This window comes from Phyllobacterium zundukense, assembly GCF_002764115.1.
GTDB classification, from domain to species: Bacteria; Pseudomonadota; Alphaproteobacteria; order Rhizobiales; family Rhizobiaceae; genus Phyllobacterium; species Phyllobacterium zundukense.
In genome coordinates this window covers 3,760,754-3,782,167 of the sequence record NZ_CP017940.1, presented here as the reverse complement: position 1 = coordinate 3,782,167, position 21,414 = coordinate 3,760,754, and the positions used below count along the sequence as shown (strand labels likewise).

Genomic DNA, 21,414 nt, shown 5'->3' with positions numbered 1-21,414 from the left:
AATGGTTTCACTGCAACCTGAATGACATTGTGTATGAAATGGAAAACGGCCATGGAATTTGGTGATCAACTAAAGCAGTGGCGCTCGCACCGGCATCTGAGCCAGCTCGATCTCGCTCTGGAAGCCGGTATCTCCGCGCGACATCTGTCCTTCCTCGAAACCGGCCGCGCCCGCCCTTCCGAGGGCATGATCATCCGCATTTGCGAGACGCTGGAATTGCCGTTCAAGATTCGCAACGAGCTGTTCACTGCCGCCGGCTTCGCGCCGCGCTATCTCTCTGCCGAGCGCGAGGGCATTGCTGGGTTGCCGCCGTTGATACGCGATACGTTGCAGATGATTCTCGCGCGGCATGCGCCATGGCCGGCGGTCGCCTTCGATGCCGATCACAATATCCTTGCCGCCAATGCCGGCTTCATGGGTCTTGCCGATGCGCTTGGCATCAGGATTGCGCCGGGGATGAACATATTGGCGCTGGTGCTCGAACAGGGACCCGTCCGCGCTGCGATTGCGAATTGGCCGGAGGTCGCTTTGCTGTTTCTCAAGCGTGCACGCAACGAAGCGCGGCTCTACGGCCCGAGCGAACTCGCCAAGCGCATTGCCACCAATGAGGCGGAATTTGCAGAACTGTTGCGCGGCGACGAGAGCGAGCGCAACCCGCCCCCTGTCATCACGGTACAACTGCGCCTCGGCGAGTTGGTTACCAGCTGGATCACCACTCTCACTGCCTTTGGCTCGGCGCAGGAAGTTTTGACTGAGGGGATTTTCATCGAGCAATATTTCCCGGCGGATGACGCAACACGGGCCATTGCAGACAGTGCGGGGCGCTGATTGCTCAGCGCCCCGTGTTTTTAATCAACCGTTGACGAGAGCGAGCGACGCATCCGTGTAACGCTTGCCCGCGACGCGGGTGGGAGAAAGCGCGTCACCGATTTTTGCCAGGTCAACAGCGGAGAGGGAAATATCGGCCGCGGCCGCATTCTCTTCCAGGTGCTTGATCTTGCGCGCACCCGGGATCGGTACGATGAAATCGCCCTGATGCAGGACCCAGGCGAGCGCCAGCTGTGCCGGCGTGACACCCTTGTCCGCCGCCAGGTCCTTCAGCGTGGCGATCAGCGCGGCATTGGCGTCCATGTTTTCCGCCTGGAAGCGCGGCAGGGTCTTGCGCCAGTCATCGGCGCCGAGTTCATCGGGCTTGCTGATCGTGCCGGTCAGAAGGCCGCGTCCCAGTGGACTATAGGGCACGAAGCCGATGCCAAGTTCGCGGCAGACGGCGAAGACCTCGTCTTCCGGCTCGCGGCTCCACAGTGAGTATTCGCTCTGGACGGCGGCGATCGGATGGACTTTGTGGGCGCGGCGGATCGTGGCGGCACTGGCTTCGGATAGCCCAAGAGCCTTCACCTTGCCCTGTTTGACGAGGTCAGCCATAGCGCCGACCGTATCCTCGATCGGTACGTTCGGATCGACGCGGTGCTGGTAGAACAGGTCGATCTGTTCGATGCCGAGCCGCCCAAGCGAAGACTCGGCGACAGCTTTCAGATGTTCCGGACGGCTGTCGACGCCGACCATGCGCGAGGGACCTTCGCCCTCATCGGCAATCTTGAATCCGAATTTGGTGGCGATCACAACCTTGTCACGGCGGCCTTTCATGGCCTTGCCGACGAGGATTTCATTGTCGAACGGCCCATAGACTTCGGCCGTATCGAAAAAGGTAACGCCAATGTCCACTGCACGGTGCAGCGTCCGGATCGCGTCGGCTTCATCCTGGCCGCCATAGGCAAATGTCATGCCCATGCAACCGAGTCCGACAGCCGAGACGCTGAGTTCCGTTCCGAGTTTGCGTTTTTCCATCACTGATCTCCTTCTGGTGTGGTGCAGCGAAGGTAGGTGGAGAAACGTTGTTCGATAATTGCCTTATATTTTCACAGCTTGTTCTATATGATAGATCAATGGATCGGTCCCGGCTTCCCCAATTGGCAATATTTGCCACCGTTGCTGCCTGCGGCGGCTTCCGTGGCGCGGCCAAGGAACTGGGCATTGCCCCTTCTGCCGTCAGTCATGCCATCTCCAGCCTCGAGCAAAGTCTCGGCGTGCGGCTTCTCGCCCGCACCACGCGAAGCGTTGCGGTGACAGAAGAGGGCGCGCTGCTGCTCAAGCGGCTTCGTCCCGCGCTCGGTGAGATCGACCTGGCGCTCGATGCGGTAAAGGAAGCGAACAACCGCATTGCCGGCAATCTGCGCCTGAGCGTTCCGCCCTTCGCGGCCCACTGGCTGCTGGCACCGCGCCTGGCTGACTTCAGTGAGATCTATCCCGGGGTCACGCTCGAATTGCGCGTCGAAGAACCCTTCAACGATATCGTCGCAGCGGGCGTCGATGCTGGCATGCGGCTTGGTGAAAGCCTTGAGCCCGACATGATCGCTGTGCCGATGAGCCAGCCCATCCGGGCCAGCATCGTGGCTGCGCCGGCCTATTTCGAAAGCCGTGCCGTGCCCTTGCATCCCCGCGACCTAGTGGAGCACCTTTGCATCCGCCGGCGCTTTTCCAGCGGCCAGGTCTACCGCTGGGAATTCGAAAAGGACGGCGAGGAGATCGTCATCGATGTGAATGGTCCGCTTATCCTTGGCGACGACCGGCTGGTTGTCGAGGCGGCGCTGGGCGGCGCAGGGATTGCGTTCCTCTTGCAATACATGGCGCTGGAAGCGATTGCGGAGGGCAGGCTGCGCCGCGTGCTCGAAGACTGGTGCGCGCCTTTCCCTGGAGTCTACCTTTATTATCCGAGCCGCCGCCAGATGCGCCCGGCCCTTCGCGCCTTCATTGATTTCTTCAGGTTTACGACCTAGGTTGCGCGGCGACGAGAAGGAGAAATCATCATGTTCCGTTGGGGCGTATTATCGACAGCAAAAATCGGGGTAACGGCGGTCATTCCTGCCATTTGTGACGCGGAGAATTCCGTGCTGTCCGGCATCGCCAGCCGCGATCTGATGAAGGCGCGGGCAGTGGCGGAACGCTTCGGCGCGCCGCATGCCTTTGGCTCATACGAAGCCATGCTGGCATCGAAGGACATTGACGGCGTCTACATCCCGCTACCCACCTCGCAGCACGTCGAATGGTCGCTGAAAGCGGCGGAAGCCGGCAAGCATGTCCTGTGCGAAAAGCCGATCTCGTTGCATGCAAGCGAGATCGCCGCACTGCAGCGTGCCCGAGACACCAATGGCGTGCTGATCTCGGAAGCCTTTATGGTTACCTATCATCCGCAATGGCTCAAAGTGCGTGAACTGATCGCGCAGGGTGCGATCGGCAAACTGCGCCGGGTGCAGGCCGCTTTCACCTATTTCAACAAGGATGCCGGCAATATGCGCAACCAGCTGTCGCTGGGCGGCGGTGCCTTGCCCGATATCGGCGTCTACCCGACCGTCGTCACCCGTTTCGTCACGGGCAAGGAGCCGGTCCGGGTAACAGCCACGGTGGAGCGCGATCCCGATTTCGGCACGGACCGCTATGCCAGCGTTCGTGCGGATTTCGATGGGTTCGAACTGACCTTCTACGTCGCAACGCAGCTTGCCGCCCGTCAGTCCATCGTGTTCCATGGCGATGAAGGCTATATCGAGGTACTCGCACCGTTCAACACCGGTAAATACGACCACGCCAAGATCACCCTGCACAACAGCAATCACAGCGGCGCCACGGAATACAACTTCAGTGACGTGAACCACTACCGGCTGCAGGTTGAAGCCTTTGCGCGCGCGGCCAAGGGCGAGGATGTGCCGGTTTTCACCCTGGAAAACTCTGTGCTCAACCAGAAGCTGATCGACGCCATCTATCGCGCCGATGAAACCGGTCAATGGGAAGCGGTCTGAGCCAGGGGCCTTACCAATACACGCCGCCGCGTGTGACATGCACGCGCGGCTTGCCGTCGGGCGTATAGAGGCTCTGGGCACAGGCCTCGCAATCCGCATCGGCGTCCGCCACCACCGGATGGGTGGCCTGGGTATTGATCAGCGACAGAATTTCCAGATTGTTGGAATTCCAGCGCCCATATTGCTGGCCAATCTGCGGAACCGACCTCGGCCGCGTGCGGATGTGCTCCTGCGGCTTGAGTGACAGCTCCGCGAGAATGTCGTCCGGCATCTCCTCGCCGCGCGCCGCAACAGCGCATGCCGCTTTCAACTCGTTCAGCCGTGCTACCCGGGCGTCTGTGAGTGGATGTGTCCGAAGAATCGAAGGGTCGGGAATGCGCCCTCCGGGCAGGATAAGGTTTTCCCAGACCCTGCCCTGCGCCTTTTCGAGTTTCACCAGTGCATGCGCCAGTCCATCCGGATCGCCGGTCAGCATCGCTGCGCCAAGATCGGCGTCGAATTCGCGGGTTCGCGACAATGCCATTTGCAAAAGACCGCCAATGGTTGGTGCAAACAGCAGTACGAGGACGCCAAGCCATGGAACCTGCGCAACGGAGCCACTGGCAAGCCAGGTGATATTGAACAATAGCGAAACAATGCCGATCGTCGACAACAGCGAGGTAAAGCGCGAGACCGTGTCGGCCAGTGCCATGACCTTGAGGTCTTCATTGCGGATATGGCTGATCTCATGCGCCAGCACGCCAGTGAGTTCGCGCGCCGTCAGGGCGCGAATCAGCTGGTCGGTGACGGCAACGACCGAGTCCTCCTTCCGCCCGACTGCAAAGGCGTTCATCATGCGCGAAGGGATGACATGCAGCTTCGGCGCCTTTGGCAGCCCGGCACGCCGGGCAAGTTCCTCGACGATCGCCAGTCCTTGCGGGAATTCGCCGCGCGTGACAGGCCTTGCCTTATACATAGTCAGCACCATTTGAGGGCTGATGCGTCTTATGGCAAAAAGGCTGATCCCGCCAAAGACGAAGGCATAGACGATGCCGGCGGGACCTGCGAGCGTCCAGGCACAGGCGATCAGCAGCACAAGACTGCCCGCCAGGAGCAGCCAGGTGTGCAGCATATTGATCAGCCGGCTTCGCCGGTGTCCGGGGATGTGGAGGTGAAGGCTGCTGTCGGTCATGGACGATATATGGGGCTAAAAAGGCCGTTTGCCGAGTCTTTTAAGGTGATTATGCATGCAAATGCTGCAGCTTCTGACTTGCATGGTAATTTCACCCTTCTTATATAGCCACCAACACTGTAAGTACCGTTCGCCTCGGCGGTCCTGAATTGTTGAAACCCCCTAGGGGCTGCTGAATGGAATGCTCGGCAGAGGTCCCAGCAGCCTGCTGAATGGAGATAGAGTAATGGCTAAAGTTATCGGTATTGATTTGGGAACGACCAATTCCTGCGTCTCTGTCATGGATGGCAAGAACGCGAAGGTCATCGAAAATGCGGAAGGTGCACGTACGACGCCTTCGATCATTGCTTTCACGGATAGCGATGAGCGCCTTGCGGGCCAGCCGGCCAAGCGCCAGGCCGTCACCAATCCGGAAGGAACCGTTTTCGCGGTCAAACGCCTTATCGGTCGCCGCTTTGACGACCCGACCGTGGAAAAGGACAAGAAGCTTGTTCCCTACCACATCGTCAAAGGCGACAATGGCGATGCATGGGTAGAGGTTCACAAGAAGAAATATTCCCCTTCGCAGATTTCCGCGATGATCCTGCAGAAGATGAAGGAAACGGCGGAAGCCTATCTTGGCGAAAAGGTCGAGAAGGCCGTCATCACCGTTCCGGCATACTTTAACGACGCCCAGCGTCAGGCAACCAAGGATGCCGGCAAGATCGCTGGTCTCGAGGTGCTGCGTATCATCAACGAGCCAACCGCTGCGGCGCTGGCCTATGGCCTCGACAAGAAGGAAGGCAAGACGATCGCCGTATACGATCTGGGCGGTGGTACGTTCGACGTGTCGATCCTCGAAATCGGCGATGGCGTTTTCGAAGTGAAGTCGACCAATGGCGATACGTTCCTTGGCGGTGAAGACTTCGACATGCGTCTGGTCGAGTACTTCGCGGCTGAGTTCAAGAAGGAACAGGGCATCGACCTGAAGAACGACAAGCTTGCCCTGCAGCGCCTCAAGGAAGCTGCGGAAAAGGCCAAGATCGAACTTTCGTCCTCGCAGCAGACTGAAATCAACCTGCCCTTCATCACCGCAGATGCTTCCGGTCCGAAGCACCTGACGATGAAGCTGTCGCGTGCCAAGTTTGAAAGCCTGGTCGACGATCTGGTTCAGCGCACTGTCGACCCCTGCAAGTCGGCGCTCAAGGATGCCGGCCTTAAGGCTGGCGAGATCGATGAAGTGGTTCTCGTCGGCGGCATGACCCGCATGCCGAAGATCCAGGAAATCGTGAAGGCGTTCTTCGGCAAGGAACCACACAAGGGTGTGAATCCGGACGAAGTGGTTGCCATGGGTGCTGCCATTCAGGCCGGCGTTCTGCAGGGCGACGTCAAGGATGTTCTCCTGCTCGACGTTACCCCGCTGTCGCTCGGCATCGAAACATTGGGCGGCGTATTCACCCGTTTGATCGAGCGCAACACGACGATCCCGACCAAGAAGTCACAGACCTTCTCCACGGCCGAAGACAATCAGTCCGCCGTGACGATCCGCGTCTTCCAGGGTGAGCGCGAAATGGCGGCCGATAACAAGGCGCTTGGCCAGTTCGATCTCGTCGGCATTCCGCCGGCACCGCGCGGCGTTCCGCAGATCGAGGTTACGTTCGATATCGATGCCAACGGTATCGTCAATGTTTCGGCGAAGGACAAGGGCACGGGCAAGGAGCATCAGATCCGCATCCAGGCATCCGGTGGTCTGTCCGACGCCGACATCGAGAAGATGGTCAAGGACGCTGAAGCCAATGCCGAGAGCGACAAGAAGCGCCGCGAGGCCGTCGAGTCGAAGAACCAGGCTGAAGCCCTGATCCATTCGACCGAGAAATCGCTGAAGGATTATGGCGATAAGGTCTCGGCCGAAGACAAGCAGGCGATCGAAACTGCTCTTGCCGAATTGAAGACGGCGGCGGAAGGCGACGACGCGGAAAGCATCAAGGCGAAGACGCAGACGCTTGCCGAAGTTTCGATGAAGCTTGGTCAGGCCATGTATGAAGCCTCTCAGGCTGCTGAAGCAGCTGAAGGCGGCGAGGCCGATGCAACCGCGAAGGCCGATGATGATGTTGTCGATGCCGATTTCGAAGAAATCGACGAAGACGGCAAGAAGAAGTCAGCCTAACGGCACACTCGATCTGCTGAAAAAAGCCCGGCCATGCGCCGGGCTTTTTTGTTTTCCGATTTTCTGCTCAGCATTCAACGAGACACATGGTCAGACTTTCGGATAATTGACGCTTGCACTGATAGAACATAAGAAGAACATGCATTGACGTTTTCAGGCTGGCATGGAAATGCAATATTTAGACTTGAGAGATTTTATCTTTATTTTTCAAAGGAATAGATTATGAGTATGGAATTCCACGTGCATGTGAACGAAATTTCCGACGATATTATCCCGGCAATGATCGCCGAGTTGAACAAGTTCGAAATGACCTGTGAGGTTTATCCGGGTTTTTCGTTCGTCACGCAATCCGGGTTTCTCCCCTTCAAGTTTCGATTGTCCCACCCGAAGATTGCAGTTCTGAAAGACAAGGACTTGATGAGTGGATTCGAGCTCGATGTCTATGACTTCGATCCGGAAGAGGCCGACTGGTTTAGTGAAGACGATCTGGCCAACTTGGCGAAATACACGAAGACAGTAACGATCAGATTCGGCGCGTTCGACAGCTTTCAACTCCGTTTTGCCGATCTGACGAGTGCGGTGATAGCAAAACTTACGGGCGGGCCTCGTTCATTTGACGAACAGGTCTGGTACGACAGTTCGTCGATCGTTGACGAGGCATGGGAAGGCGTAAAAAACTGGGAAAATTCGATCGCCGATGCCGATTGGAACTATCACGAGTTTGATGGTTGGCACTGAATCACGTGGCAAGCCAACACCACAATCGTGGAAGACTTGCCACACAATCGCAATAATGCGCAAATATGCGCCATTTCGAGCGAATCAATGTAAGTTGGCTATGGCATTCATGGCGACGAACACCTAAATACCGCCTTTAAACAGGCTTCTGAAGAAGCATTTGCGATTTTCTAGGAACGAGTGTCTGGATGAAGGCTGACTATTACGAAACCCTCGGCGTAGCGAGAAGCGCTGATGAGAAAGAGCTCAAGAGCGCTTTCCGTAAACTGGCGATGCAATTTCACCCAGACAAGAATCCGGGCGACGCTGATGCCGAGCACAGGTTCAAGGAAATCGGCGAGGCCTATGAAACGCTGAAGGATCCGCAGAAGCGTGCGGCCTATGACCGGTTCGGTCATGCTGCCTTCGAGAACGGCGGCATGAATGGCGGCGGCGGTGGATTTGGCGGTGCCGGCGGGTTTGCCGATATTTTCGAAGACATTTTTGGCGAGATGATGGGTGGTGGCCGCCAGCGCCGTTCCGGTGGCCGCGAACGCGGTGCGGACCTGCGCTACAACATGGAAATCACGCTGGAAGAAGCCTATACCGGCAAGACGGCGCAAATCCGGGTACCAACCTCGATTACCTGTGACGAATGCTCGGGAAGCGGGGCCAAGATTGGCACCTCCCCTGTCACCTGCACCACCTGTAGCGGCTCGGGCCGCGTGCGCGCCGCGCAGGGCTTCTTCTCGATCGAACGTACCTGCCCGACCTGCCATGGCCGGGGCCAGATCATCAAGGACCCCTGCTCGAAGTGCAGCGGCCAAGGCCGGATCACCGAAGAGCGCGCGCTTTCTGTCAACATTCCAGCCGGCATCGAAGACGGTACCCGCATTCGTTTGACTGGCGAAGGCGAAGCAGGCCTGCGTGGCGGACCGTCAGGTGATCTGTATATTTTCCTGTCACTGAAGCCGCATGAGTTCTTCCAGCGCGATGGTGCGGACCTCTATTGCAAGGTTCCGATCTCGATGACGACAGCCGCCCTGGGCGGACAATTCGAAGTGGCGACGCTCGATGGCACGCAGACGCGGGTTAAAATCCCCGATGGCACCCAGAACGCCAAGCAATTCCGCCTGAAGGGCAAGGGCATGCCAGTATTGCGCCAGCCCGCCATGGGCGACCTCTATATTCAGATCGCTATCGAAACACCGCAGAATCTGAACAAGCGTCAGCGTGAACTTCTCGAGGAGTTCGAACGCATGTCGTCGCAGGATAACAGCCCGCAATCGTCAGGTTTCTTTGCCCGCATGAAGGACTTCTTCGAGGGGCTAAGCGAGTAATTTTATTGAGGCTTTCGGAACGGTCGGCCTTGCTTCCGCCACTACTTGCGGCATAGACTTGTCTGGATGCGACGGAGGATGAGCATGTCACGACCATTGGGGAAGAAACTGGCCGAGAAGTTTGGCGAGGAAATTCGATTCTTCAAGGGATGGATGCATGGCCCGAAGGCTGTCGGCTCGATTCTGCCGACAAGTTCCATCACCGCGCGCCGCATGGCCAGCGTCGTCAATCCGCATTCAGGCCTCCCGGTCCTTGAGCTTGGACCTGGTACCGGCGTCATTACCCGCGCAATTCTGGGTCGCGGCGTTGCTCCCTCCGATCTTTACAGCGTCGAGTATTCCTCGGATTTTGCCGAGCATTTGCGCGAGGATTTCCCCGGCGTGAATATCATCGAGGGCGACGCCTTCAATCTGGATGCGACGCTTGGTGACAAGCGCGACCAGAAGTTCGATTCGGTCGTCTCTGCGGTTCCGCTTCTGAATTTTCCCGTCGGCGAGCGCGTCAAGATCATTGAGGACCTGCTCCGCCGCATTCCGCATGGCCGGCCCATCGTCCAGATCACCTATGGACCCATGTCACCGGTTCCGGCAGGTCGCGGTAATTACAAGATCGAACACCTCGATTTCATCATTCGCAACGTCCCGCCAGCCCGGTTGTGGGTCTACCGCCGGGTCGATTGAGCGCCTATAGTCCCCTCCAACGTTCCAAGTGTCGCAGAAGGGGCCTTAATGCTGCCGAAGATTCTCGTTTTTGCAGGTTCAAATCGCACCGGTGCCTATAGCAAACAGGTGGCCAATGTGGCTGCAAAGACCTTGGCGGATCTTGGCGCGGAGGTGACGCGCATTGCACTGATCGATTATCCGCTGCCGATCATGGATCAGGATCACGAAAAGGAAAAAGGCATCCCGGAGAATGCCATGAAGCTGGGCCGGTTGTTTGCTGCCCACAACGCCATTCTGATCGCATCACCGGAATATAACTCCTCCATCCCACCGCTGCTGAAGAACACCATCGACTGGGTCAGCCGCATCTCGAAGGATGGCGAGAAGCCTTTGAAGCCCTATGCCGGCAAGGTTGTCGCGCTGTGTTCCTCATCGGAAGGCAATTTCGGCGGGGCTCGGGGCCTCTATCATTTGCGCTCCGTGCTGATGAATGTCGGAACCCAGATCATCACCGAGCAATGCTCGGTCATCCACGCCCATGAGGCTTTTGCGGAGGATGGCTCCTTCCGGGACGAGCGCACCGCGAAATCGATGCAGCGGGTCTGCCAGTCGTTGATTGACCATGCCCGAGTGTCGATACTCCCCGCCTAATTGCGATTTCTGCCTCCGTTCCACCAATTGGTTATTTCCTAATGCGCCCTTCTGTGCGATTGGGGAACGATCAACAAAAAAAGGTGGTTTGTCATGACGGATGCGGCTTTGCGCGAGCGCCTGATCGTCGGCCTTGATGTGCCGACACTCAAGGCTGCGGAACAGGTTGTCAGCGAACTCGGCGATACGGTGTCGTTCTACAAGATCGGCTATCAGCTGGCATTCGCCGGGGGCCTTGGGTTTGCCAGCGAGCTCGCCAGCTCAGGCAAGAAAGTCTTTCTCGACATGAAGCTGCTCGATATCGACAACACTGTCGCCAAGGGCGTTGAGAACATCGTCAAGATGGGCGTTTCCATGCTGACCCTGCATGCCTATCCCAAGGCGATGAAGGCCGCGGTCGAAGCGGCGCGAGGGTCGGACCTTTGCCTGCTTGGCGTGACAGTCCTGACCTCGATGGACCAGCAGGACATGATCGATGCGGGCTATGAGCACGACCCGCATACCCTGGTCCTGATCCGGGCCGAACAGGCGCTTCATGCGGGGATGGGCGGGATCGTCTGTGCGGCAACCGAAGCCGCTGCGGTGCGCAAGATCGTTGGCCCAAGCCTGGCTATCGTCACTCCTGGCATTCGACCAATCGGTGCCGATGCCGGCGATCAGAAGCGTGTCATGACACCCGCCGATGCGCTGCGTTCGGGCGCCAGCCACCTGGTGGTCGGGCGGCCGGTCGTCGGTGCTTCAGATCGCAAGGCTTCCGCCGAGGCGATCCTCGCGGAAATGACAAACGCCTGAAGCCATATATCTGAAAGAAACAGCACGACTTTCGACGAAACTTGACGCGAATCGTTGAATCTCATGCAAGAATTGGCTGAAATGGGACAAGTTTTTCAACCTTGTCGGGTAATTTGGTTGTGAAAGGGTGAGTAGAATGGCCAAGGGATATTGGATTGCACGCGTCGATGTGAGGGATGCGGAACGCTACAAGGACTATGTATCGACGGCCAAACCTGCCTTCGAAAAGTACGGTGCCAACTTTCTCGCCCGGGGCGGGTCGTACCATGTGCTCGAAGGTCAGGCGCGCGCCCGCAACGTCGTCATCGAATTTCCATCGGTGCAAGCCGCGGTCGATTGCTACAACTCGCCCGAATATCAGGCGGCAAAGGCGATCCGCATCACTGTTGCTGATGCGGAAATGCTGGTTGTCGAAGGGGTCTGAATAGAGTCTCGATCAACTCAACCGCAATGCAACTAAAAATAGTGAACATTTTTCTGTTCTCTTAATCTTTTGTTGCATTGCAATATCGGTAGAACCCAGTAGGGTCACTGACCAATCAAGAATATTTTCACCTGTAAGGGTAATGTTCCTTGGATTGCTGTTGTGTTGATCGATCGGAAAATGGAATGTTCTACCAGCTTTATGAACTCAACCATGCCGCCCTCCAGCCATACCGGGCCTTCGCCGACGCAACCAAGTTGTTCTACGATAACCCACTGAATCCATTGTCTCAAACGGTGGTCGGGCGCTCGATCACTGCCATGTGCGAGCTGTTCGAACGCACCACGCGCGCCTATGGCAAGCCTGTCTTCGACCTGCCGACAACATTGGTTGACGGGGTCGAAACCGATGTGAAGGAAAAGATCGTCTGGTCGAAACCCTTCTGCAAGGTGATTCATTTCAAACGTTCTCTGGCTGCCAAACGCCCTGCCGATCCGAAGATTCTGGTGATCGCGCCGATGTCAGGTCACTATGCGACGCTGCTGCGCGGCACGGTAGAAGCGCTGCTGCCGCATGCGGAAGTCTATATCACCGACTGGGTCGATGCGCGCACTGTGCCGCTCAGTGACGGCGATTTCGATCTTGACGACTATATCGACTATGTCATTGAAATGTTTCATGCATTGGGCGAGGACACCCATGTTGTGGCTGTTTGCCAGCCCTCGGTTCCCGTGCTTGCCGCAGTTTCCATCATGGAGGCCAATGGCGATCATTTCGCACCCTCCAGCATGACGCTTATGGGTGGTCCGATCGATACCCGCAAGAATCCGACCGCCGTCAACAAACTGGCTGAGGAAAAGGGTATCAACTGGTTCCGCGACAATGTGATCATGTCGGTTCCCTGGCCGCATGCCGGTTTCATGCGGGATGTCTATCCCGGCTTTTTGCAGCTTTCCGGCTTCATGAGCATGAATCTGGATCGCCACATCACGGCGCATAAAGAGTTCTTCGGGCATCTGGTGGCGGAAGATGGGGATTCGGCCGACAAGCACCGCGAATTCTATGATGAATATCTGGCAGTGATGGATTTGACGGCGGAATTCTACCTGCAGACCGTCGATACGGTGTTCGTCCGGCAAGCACTGCCCAAGGGCGAAATGACCCATCGCGGCGCGCCGGTTGACCCCTCTGCCATCCGCAATGTCGCGCTTCTGACCGTTGAAGGCGAGAACGACGACATTTCCGGCGTCGGTCAGACCAAGGCTGCCCAGACGCTCTGCGTCAATATTCCGAAAGAGATGCGGATGCATTATCTGCAGCCAAAGGTCGGCCACTATGGCGTATTCAATGGGTCGCGTTTCCGCTCTGAGATTGCCCCGCGTATCGTCCAGTTTGTTAACGATCACGCACAGGTGAACCGCAGGAGCAACGTCACGCCCATCGGAAAACGCGCGCAAGGCTAAGCCTTGGGCCAGGTTAACGGGTTCCTTTGGCCTAAGCCATTCAATGTAGGTGTGTTAAAGGGTCGAACGGCCGGCTCACGCGGTCTTCCATCATCTTCCCTACCGGTATTTTTTCAAAAAAATATAATACAATCAATGATATGAGCGCCTTTTGAAGAAAGCGCTACGAGCCTGTTACTCATTGATTGGAAACACAGAATCGTCTGGCAGTCGACGGGTTCGAACTCTCAATAATATTGGGAAATCGCGAAACTTCAAATTTTAACCATATATTAACAATGGCGGGATCGTGGCGCCATTGTGATTGACTCATGTCCCCTCGCGCCGTTAACGTTTTGTTAACGATGGCTGATCGGGTTTGGAGTGGGGCATGTTCGGAGTGGCAAGGGTTTGGAAGTCCATGGGGATTGCCATGACGATCTTCGTGGTGGCGCTTGGCGCAAACTCCGCTTCGGCGTCCGAGGCATTCATGACCACCGGCGGCCTGACATCTCAGCCCATCGGCCACTACGAATTCTGCAAACGGCAGCCGGATGAATGCTCGATCCGCAGCCGCAATGTGATGCCGGAAAAGATGAACCATGATTTCTGGCAGCTGATTGTCAACGTCAACAGCAATGACAACCAGAAGATCAAGCCGTTGACGGACATGGAAATTTACGGCGTCGAGGAAAATTGGGCCTATCCGGACAAGGTTGGCGATTGTGAGGACTACGTTCTCTTAAAGCGCCGCGACCTCATGCAGGCGGGCATTTCTCCAGCCAATCTCCTGATCACCGTTGTTCGCAAGCCCGATGGCGAAGGCCATGCAGTCCTGACCGTACGTACCGACAAGGGCGATTTCATCCTCGACAATCTGGTTGATGGCGTGAAGAACTGGTCGGAAACCGAATACACCTACCTCAAGCGCCAGGCGACCAACAATACGGGCCGCTGGGTCAGCATCGAGGCTCCAACCAACATTCTGGTTGGCTCGGTTCAGTAGAAATTTCAACCTGAGCAGCTATGCCGGATCGAAGGATCCGGCCATAGCCTTTTCACGCCGCCTGGCTGGTTGTGTCCGCTGCCATGCGGTAGGAAATTGCTTCTGCGAGATGAATGCGTCCCACGGTTTCCTGCCCGTCGAGATCGGCGAGCGTCCGCGCCACCTTCAACACGCGATGATAGGCTCGGGCTGAAAAGCGCATCTGCTCGCTGGCTTGCTGCAGGAGCGAAAGACCGGGGCCATCCGGCTGCGCCACCTGTTCAATCAGGGAAACCGAGCATTGCGCGTTGGTGGTAATCGACGGAACGCCCAATTGTTCAAACCGCCATTTCTGGATGGTGCGCGCCCGCGCCACCCGTTCTGCAACGGATGCGCTACTCTCAGAAACAGAAGGACGAATGAGGTCGGTGGCGCTGACAGATGGCACGTCGATCCTGATATCAATGCGATCGAGCAATGGTCCGGATATCCGCGCCTGATAATCCTGCCGGCAGCGCGGTCCGCGGGCGCAAGTGTGGCCGGGTTCGCCTGCCATGCCGCAACGGCAAGGGTTCATGGCGGCGACAAGCTGGATCTGTGCCGGATAGGAAATGCGGTGATTGGCCCGCGCGATCATGCACTCCCCTGTCTCCAGCGGCTGACGCAGGGAATCGAGGACCTGCGGCGTGAATTCGGGAAACTCATCGAGAAACAGTACGCCGTGATGGGCGAGCGAGACCTCCCCCGGTTTGGCCCGGATACCGCCGCCCACCATCGCCGCCATGGAAGCTGAATGATGTGGGGCGCGAAAGGGGCGCCTGTCTGTCAGCTTGCCGCCCATCAGTTCCCCGGCGATCGAGGCAATCATTGAGACATCCAGGAGTTCGCGTGGCAGCAGCGGCGGCAGGATCGAGGGTAACCGCTGCGCCAGCATGGATTTGCCCGATCCGGGCGGCCCCATCATGAGCAAATTGTGTCCGCCCGCCGCTGCGACTTCCAGCGCCCGGCGGGCGCTCTCCTGCCCCCGTATGTCCGCCAGATCCGGCAGCCCAGTCGCACTGGCCTGCATGGCGGGCTCCGGGCGCGACAGGACCTGTGTGCCGCGGAAATGATTGGCGAGCCCGATCAGGCTGCGCGGCGCCAGAATATCGATCTCGGCACCAGCCCATGCCGCCTCGGGACCACAGGGAGCGGGACAGATCAATCCCTTCTCCTGCCGGTTGGCGGCAATTGCTGCAGGCAGCACTCCTGCGACGTGGGTAATCGTTCCGTCGAGGGAAAGCTCGCCAAGCACCACGTAGGATTGCAGGGCGTCGGCTGGCATGGCGCCGAGACCCGCCATCAGCCCGACCGCGATCGGCAGATCGTAATGACTGCCTTCTTTGGGTAAATCAGCGGGTGCCAGATTGACGGTGACCTTTTTCACCGGCATCGACAGACCTGAAGCATGCAGAGCGGCCTGAACGCGTTCGCGGCTTTCCGCCACGGCCTTGTCGGGTAGCCCGACAATGTGCATTCTCATTTTCCCTGGAGCGATCATTACCTGCACATCGACAGGCTGGGCTTCAATACCCTGAAAGGCGACCGTACGGACGCGGGTGACCATGAAATCTTCCTTGAAAATACGGACGTTTAAAATGAATAAGTGCCAATGACGCTACATCAGCACAATTCACACCGCATGACAAGAACATTAAGGGAACATGTCAGAGGGGAAGAGGGTCAGCTGCGCTTGGCTTCCACAGCATCCCAGAACAGGGCGGCGATGTCGGCACCACCAAAGCGCTTGACCTCGCGAATACCAGTCGGCGAGGTGACATTGATTTCGGTCATGTAGTCGCCGATCACGTCAATGCCGACGAGAATGAAGCCGCGCTCGCGCAAGGAAGGCCCGATACGCGCACAGATTTCACGCTCGCGCTCCGTGAGTTCGGTTTTCTCGGCGCGTCCACCGACATGCATGTTGGAACGGGCATCGGTTTCGGAGGGCACGCGGTTGATGGCGCCGACCGGTTCGCCATCGATCAGGATGATGCGCTTGTCGCCGGCACGCACATCCTTCAGATAACGCTGGGCAATGAAGGGTTCACGGAACATCTGGCCGAACATTTCCAGCAGCGATGTCAGGTTGCGGTCGCCATCGGCCAGATGGAAGACACCCGCACCGCCATTGCCGTATAGCGGCTTCAGAATGATGTCGCCGAATTCCTTGCGGAAGGCCGCGATTTCTTGGCTGTCCTTGGTGATCAGCGTTTCAGGCATCAGATCCGGAAATTCCGTGACGAAGATCTTTTCGGGGCTGTTGCGCACCCATGCCGGATCGTTGACGACCAGCGTCTTGGGATGAATACGCTCCAGAATATGGGTGGTCGTGATGTAGTTCATGTCGAACGGCGGATCCTGGCGCAGCAGCACCACGTCCATCTCGGACAAATCACGTGAAATCGGTTTGCCAAGCGTGAAGTGATCGCCTTCGATGTCACGAACGCTAAGTTCTTCCACGCGCGCCGAAACGACGCCATCGCGCATGCTCAGCCGGTCAGGCGTGTAGTGGTAAAGGTTGTGGCCGCGTTTCTGTGCTTCGAGGCAGAGCGCGAAGGTGGTGTCGCCACCGATCCGGATCGAATTGATATGGTCCATCTGGACCGCGACTTTCAGTGCCATGGAACGTTCCCCGACAGGATTAGGAATGCTCACATGGCGATGTCACGTTCAACGGTCAAGGTCAATGCTGTGACAATATCAAGATGGTACGAGGATTAGAGCCGGGCCATGCAAATGTTGGTGTGGCCTGCGCCAACAAAGCCGAGGCGGTTAGCTGCGCCCTTGGAGAGATCGATCACACGGCCCTTGATGAATGGCCCGCGATCATTGATGCGCACGACGATTGACTTGCCATTGCGCTGGTTTGTGACCTTGACTTTGGAGCCGAAAGGCAGAGTGCGATGCGCAGCGGTCAGAGCGGATGGGTTCATTCTTTCGCCCGATGCGGTTTTCGAATGAAGTGCGTACCAGGAAGCACCGCCACAGGCTGAACCGGCATTTGCCGATACTGCACCAAGCATCAGAAAGAGAATTGATGCAGAAAGTACCGTACGGATACTTGCAAGAGAGACCATATTGAAATTCGCACTTTTGATGGCCCGTGGCAGGACTGCCAGACTGAAGACACACGCGTCGGATTGATCCTGGGCAAGTAGATCGTAGCGTGGGCGAGTAGCCTCTTCTATTTTGGAGAAATGTGGCCTTGAGGTGTCTCGCCTTGAAAACACAGTCTGAATCAACGGGAAAGATGAGCCAAGTTACTCAAAAAACTTGTCTTAATATGATTCAAAATGTGATCTGAGATGCTTCAATGTCCGTAAGATATGCCTGTAGCAACGATGAACTATGGCGACAATGTGATCAATACTCATCGAATTACTGATGGCTGTCAGGCGTGACCGGAAAATCGACCGCTATATAGTTAATATGAGTTAATACTTTTGACGTAGAAAACCCCGTCCGCAGGGGAGCCGGGGTTCGTAAATTGGAAAAAGTGATCGGGGTTATGCGAGCGCGCGCGCATCCAGGGCATGGATGATACCACGCAGCTCTGCCAGGCCGCGCAGGCGGCCAATTGCAGGGTAGCCGGGGGTAACTTCCTTGTTCAGGTCGTCAAGCATGCGATGCCCGTGGTCCGAGCGGAAAAGAATGCTGTTTGCCTTGTCGCGCTTGCGGTCTTCAGCAAGAAGCTCGCGCAGCACGGCGACCATGTCGACATCCCCTTCCAGATGCGCTGCCTCATGGAAGCTGCGGCCATCGCCCTCGCGTGTCGTGGCGCGCAAATGTGAGAAGTGGATGCGTTCAGCGAAGCGGCGGGCAATCTTCGGCAGGTCGTTGTCGGCACGCACACCAAGGCTGCCGGTACAAAAGCACATGCCATTGGCGGGCGATGGCACGGCATCGAAAAGCGCCGCATAGTCTGCCTCCGTCGAGGCAATGCGCGGCAGGCCGAACAGCGAGCGCGGCGGATCATCTGGGTGCAAGGTCAGTTTGACGCCAAGATCCTCGACAACAGGTGTCACGGCTTCGAGGAATTCGATCAGATGCTGGCGCAGCCGGTTTGCATCAATGCCCGAATAGGCCTCGAGCTTGTCGCGGAATGCCGGAATAGTCAGCGGCTCGGTTGCCGAACCGGGGAGTGCACTGGCGATGTTGCGCGTAAGATCCGCAATTTCCTGGGCACCCATGGCGGCATAGCGATCGCCGGCGATTTCCCTGTCCGCTTCGGAATAGTCGTTCTCCGCGCCCTTGCGCTGCAGGATGTGCAGATCGAACACGGCGAATGTATTGTGGTCGAAACGCATGGCTGTCGAGCCGGTAGGCGTAACATAGTCGAGATCGGTGCGGCACCAGTCGACAACGGGCATGAAATTGTAGCAGATGACGCGGATATCGTTGGCCGCGAGCGCTTCCATACTGGCGATCCAGGCGGCGATCTCGTGTTTTGCCGCCCCACCAAGGCGCTTGACCGCATCCGGTATCGGGATGCTCTCGACAACGGACCATGTCAGCGGGGTGCGGCCCGCAGGTGTCGTTTCGATCAGGGATTTGCGTTCCCGCACCTGCGCTTCGGTCCAGGCCTCACCGATAGGCACCTCGTGCAGGGCCGATACAATATCGGTTGCCCCAGCCTGTCGTACATTATCGAGTGACACCCCGGCTCTCGGGCCAAACCATCGCCACGCCTGACGCATTCATTCCTCCGTCAATCTTTTCATTTCATCCCAGGATCAGACAAATGACTTGGGATGGCTCTTTCTCAACTCATCAATATCGGGAATGACGGCATTCAGATGCTGTTTCATCGCTGCGCAGGCGGCAGGCACGTCATGGGCTTCGATGGCGTTGCGAATGATCCTGTGCTCGGACAGAACATGTTCCATGCGGCCAAGCGCCGGCAATGTCATGCGGCGGGCACGATCGATCTGCACCTTCACCGGTTTCAGGTAATTCCAGATGCCCGGATGGCCGGAGATTCCGGCTATCGCCTCGTGGAAAGTCTCATCGGCCTCGTGGAATGCACTCATGTTCTGCCGGTCGGCAAAGAAATGCTGGCGCGCCAGGATTTCGTCCAGCAGTTCGATGTCTTTCGCTGTCGCTTTCGCCGCGGCGCGCTCGACCGTTGCACCCTCGAGCGCCTGCCGGATCACGACAGCTTCCGGGATCAGCGCGACCGGGATGCGGGCGACAAAGGTTCCCGATTGCGGAAAGACGTCGACCAGGCCATCCTCCACCAGACGGATAAGCGCTTCGCGCACCGGGGTACGACTGACGCCAAAGCGTTCGGTCAGGACTTTTTCGTTAAGCGGCGTTCCGGGAGTCATCTCCATGGACACGATGGCGGCATGAAGTTCGCGGTAGATGGCGGTGGCAGTGGTCACCCGTGCGACAGGAGTACCACGGGATACAGATCCGGCAGCGCGCACATCGCTGCCGCCTCCCAAAGTCTGCGCTTCACGCGGTGCCGCGACGGCCAAACTCTTTTCTCCCCGGTCTTGTGCTGTCATTCCAGCGCTCCATTTCCCCATGTCGGATATTGTCATCCTGAATGATGGAATTTTATACAAATTCAGAGTCCAAAGCCCTGCGCGATGCGATGATTCTAGACGCATTCAGATGCAGTTGACATACTAATATATTATTATCTACTCTTCGCCAAGATCATCGATGCCCAATCTTCACAGGCGGTAAAAATTGCCTGGCCAGCGGGTTCGCTTCCACTATCCGAAGCAGGTGATAACGATCAGTAACGCAGCAAGGACGCATGATGGCGCTTCATCCTGACCGACTTTTTCCCATCGAAGCCGATGCCCGCGGGATAGCTCGGCGTCTGTTCAGCGCGGTCGAAAGTTTGCCGATTGTCTCGCCGCACGGCCATACCGACCCGCTTTGGTACGCCAATGACGAGGCTTTTCCCGATCCTGCCAGACTGTTCGTGAAGCCCGATCATTATATTTTCCGGATGCTTTACTCGCAAGGTGTGAAGCTGGAAGAGCTTGGCGTACCGCGCCGGGATGGTGGGTCGGTCGAGATCGATGGGCGCAAGATCTGGCGGCTTTTCGCCAAGCACTGGTATCTGTTTCGTGGGACGCCATCGCGCCTGTGGTTCGAGCATGCGCTGGAGACCGTGTTTGGCATTGAGGAGCGCCTGAGCGAGAAGAATGCCGACGCTATCTACGACCGGATCGCGGAGCGCCTGACAGAACCGTCCATGCGGCCGCGTGCCCTCTACAAGCAGTTTGGCATTGAAGTCATTTCCACGACGGATGCGGCAACTGACGATCTGGCCGCTCATGACGCAATTCTGAAATCCGGCTGGAGCGGACGCGTCGTTCCGGCCTATCGTCCGGATGCCGTGGTAGACGCCTCGCGTGCGGATTTCGGTGCCAACGTCGAACAGTTCGTCGCGCTCGCCGGAACCAAACTGGAATATCAGGGCTATCTTGAAGCGCATCGCGTGCGCCGTGCCTATTTCAAGGCACGGGGCGCGACCTCCACCGATCATGGTCATCCCAATGCACGCACCGCCAATCTGTCTGCCTCGGAGGCATCAGCGCTGTTCGAACGTGTCCTGAAAGATCCCTCGGCTGAGGACGCTGATCTCTTTCGTGCGCAGATGCTGACGGAAATGGCACGCATGAGCGTTGAGGATGGCCTGGTCATGCAGATCCATCCCGGTTCATTCCGCAATCATAATCCTGCGCTCTTCGACTGGTTCGGAACGGACAAAGGCGCCGATATCCCGCGCGCGACGAACTACGTCGAGGAATTGAAGCCCTTGCTCGACGCCTTTGGCAACGATCCTCGTCTGACCCTTATTCTCTTCACACTTGATGAGACGAGCTATAGCCGCGAACTGGCGCCACTGGCGGGGCACTATCCGGCCTTGCGTCTGGGGCCGGCTTGGTGGTTCCATGACAGTCCGGAAGGCATGCGACGCTTTCGTGAGCTGACCACGGAGACGGCCGGTTTCTACAACACGGTCGGCTTCAATGACGATACGCGCGCCTATCTTTCGATACCGGCCCGTCATGATATGGCCCGGCGTGTCGATTGCGCATTCCTGGCGCGGCTTGTTGCCGACTATAGGATGGACGAGGACGAAGCGCATGAAATTGCGCATGACCTTGCCTACCGACTGGCAAAAGAAGCCTACAAATTTTGATAACAATTGCGGGCATATA

General features: G+C 57.5%; 20 protein-coding genes. 13 read left to right on the top strand and 7 right to left on the bottom strand.

From position 1 onward, the window contains the following. Positions 1-51 precede the first annotated feature (51 nt). Positions 52-828 carry a helix-turn-helix domain-containing protein gene (locus BLM14_RS18880; protein WP_162293173.1) on the top strand — a complete coding sequence of 259 codons (777 nt, stop codon included), beginning with the start codon at positions 52-54 and terminating at the stop codon, positions 826-828. A gap of 24 nt (positions 829-852) precedes the next feature. Here the strand turns inward: BLM14_RS18880 and BLM14_RS18875 are convergent, their stop codons facing one another. Beyond that, a complete protein-coding gene (locus BLM14_RS18875) occupies positions 853-1,848 on the bottom strand; it encodes an aldo/keto reductase (protein WP_100000789.1) in 996 nt (331 codons plus the stop codon). 98 nt (positions 1,849-1,946) lie between these two features. Between BLM14_RS18875 and BLM14_RS18870 the strand changes: the two genes are divergently transcribed. Together BLM14_RS18870 and BLM14_RS18865 are read left to right on the top strand one after the other, a co-directional pair. Then, positions 1,947-2,837 (top strand): LysR family transcriptional regulator, encoded by an 891-nt coding sequence (locus BLM14_RS18870; RefSeq protein ID WP_100000788.1) that lies wholly within the window; start codon positions 1,947-1,949, stop codon positions 2,835-2,837. A gap of 30 nt (positions 2,838-2,867) precedes the next feature. Continuing rightward, on the top strand, positions 2,868-3,854 hold the full coding sequence (locus BLM14_RS18865) for a Gfo/Idh/MocA family protein (RefSeq protein WP_100000787.1): 987 nt from the start codon (positions 2,868-2,870) through the stop codon (positions 3,852-3,854). A gap of 10 nt (positions 3,855-3,864) precedes the next feature. On the opposite strand, the gene BLM14_RS18860 is transcribed toward BLM14_RS18865, so the two are convergent. Then, on the bottom strand, positions 3,865-5,025 hold the full coding sequence (locus tag BLM14_RS18860) for a zinc metalloprotease HtpX (RefSeq protein WP_100000786.1): 1,161 nt from the start codon (positions 5,023-5,025) through the stop codon (positions 3,865-3,867). A gap of 226 nt (positions 5,026-5,251) precedes the next feature. Here BLM14_RS18860 and dnaK point away from each other — a divergent pair, with 226 nt between their 5' ends. From dnaK to BLM14_RS18815, 9 genes are all read left to right on the top strand, one after another. Beyond that, positions 5,252-7,171, top strand: coding sequence for a molecular chaperone DnaK (gene dnaK / locus BLM14_RS18855; RefSeq protein ID WP_100000785.1), 1,920 nt, complete (start codon positions 5,252-5,254; stop codon positions 7,169-7,171). A 222-nt stretch (positions 7,172-7,393) separates the two neighbouring features. Next, the gene (locus BLM14_RS18850) at positions 7,394-7,909 is read left to right on the top strand and encodes a hypothetical protein (protein ID WP_133123916.1); all 516 of its coding nucleotides are present in this window, start codon (positions 7,394-7,396) and stop codon (positions 7,907-7,909) included. Positions 7,910-8,097: 188 nt separating this feature from the next. Further along, positions 8,098-9,228, top strand: coding sequence for a molecular chaperone DnaJ (gene dnaJ, locus BLM14_RS18845; RefSeq protein WP_100000783.1), 1,131 nt, complete (start codon positions 8,098-8,100; stop codon positions 9,226-9,228). Positions 9,229-9,312: 84 nt separating this feature from the next. Further along, positions 9,313-9,909, top strand: a complete 597-nt coding sequence (gene pmtA, locus BLM14_RS18840; protein WP_100000782.1) for a phospholipid N-methyltransferase PmtA — start codon at positions 9,313-9,315, stop codon at positions 9,907-9,909. Positions 9,910-9,957: 48 nt separating this feature from the next. Beyond that, positions 9,958-10,542, top strand: coding sequence for an NADPH-dependent FMN reductase (locus BLM14_RS18835; protein ID WP_100000781.1), 585 nt, complete (start codon positions 9,958-9,960; stop codon positions 10,540-10,542). Positions 10,543-10,635: 93 nt separating this feature from the next. Further along, on the top strand, positions 10,636-11,334 hold the full coding sequence (gene pyrF, locus BLM14_RS18830; RefSeq protein ID WP_100000780.1) for an orotidine-5'-phosphate decarboxylase: 699 nt from the start codon (positions 10,636-10,638) through the stop codon (positions 11,332-11,334). Positions 11,335-11,470: 136 nt separating this feature from the next. Next, complete coding sequence (locus BLM14_RS18825) at positions 11,471-11,758, top strand: DUF1330 domain-containing protein (protein WP_100000779.1); 288 nt, start codon at positions 11,471-11,473, stop codon at positions 11,756-11,758. 185 nt (positions 11,759-11,943) lie between these two features. Next, positions 11,944-13,221, top strand: a complete 1,278-nt coding sequence (locus tag BLM14_RS18820; RefSeq protein WP_100000778.1) for a polyhydroxyalkanoate depolymerase — start codon at positions 11,944-11,946, stop codon at positions 13,219-13,221. A 400-nt stretch (positions 13,222-13,621) separates the two neighbouring features. Next, positions 13,622-14,206 carry a transglutaminase-like cysteine peptidase gene (locus BLM14_RS18815; RefSeq protein ID WP_418314243.1) on the top strand — a complete coding sequence of 195 codons (585 nt, stop codon included), beginning with the start codon at positions 13,622-13,624 and terminating at the stop codon, positions 14,204-14,206. A 52-nt stretch (positions 14,207-14,258) separates the two neighbouring features. Here BLM14_RS18815 and BLM14_RS18810 read toward each other — a convergent pair whose 3' ends face one another. The 5 genes from BLM14_RS18810 to BLM14_RS18790 form a co-directional block, all read right to left on the bottom strand. Then, complete coding sequence (locus BLM14_RS18810) at positions 14,259-15,791, bottom strand: YifB family Mg chelatase-like AAA ATPase (RefSeq protein ID WP_100000776.1); 1,533 nt, start codon at positions 15,789-15,791, stop codon at positions 14,259-14,261. Positions 15,792-15,907: 116 nt separating this feature from the next. Further along, positions 15,908-16,849: a glutathione synthase gene (gshB, locus tag BLM14_RS18805; RefSeq protein WP_100000775.1), complete on the bottom strand. Its 942-nt coding sequence runs from the start codon at positions 16,847-16,849 to the stop codon at positions 15,908-15,910. A gap of 95 nt (positions 16,850-16,944) precedes the next feature. After that, on the bottom strand, positions 16,945-17,304 hold the full coding sequence (locus BLM14_RS18800; RefSeq protein ID WP_100000774.1) for a septal ring lytic transglycosylase RlpA family protein: 360 nt from the start codon (positions 17,302-17,304) through the stop codon (positions 16,945-16,947). A 429-nt stretch (positions 17,305-17,733) separates the two neighbouring features. Then, positions 17,734-18,924, bottom strand: coding sequence for a mannonate dehydratase (gene uxuA, locus BLM14_RS18795; protein ID WP_100000773.1), 1,191 nt, complete (start codon positions 18,922-18,924; stop codon positions 17,734-17,736). Between the two features lie 36 nt (positions 18,925-18,960). Further along, complete coding sequence (locus BLM14_RS18790) at positions 18,961-19,758, bottom strand: GntR family transcriptional regulator (protein ID WP_165788409.1); 798 nt, start codon at positions 19,756-19,758, stop codon at positions 18,961-18,963. A gap of 239 nt (positions 19,759-19,997) precedes the next feature. Between BLM14_RS18790 and uxaC the strand changes: the two genes are divergently transcribed. Further along, entirely contained in the window at positions 19,998-21,395 is a 1,398-nt protein-coding gene (uxaC, locus tag BLM14_RS18785; RefSeq protein ID WP_100001510.1) for a glucuronate isomerase, read from the top strand. Positions 21,396-21,414 lie beyond the last annotated feature (19 nt).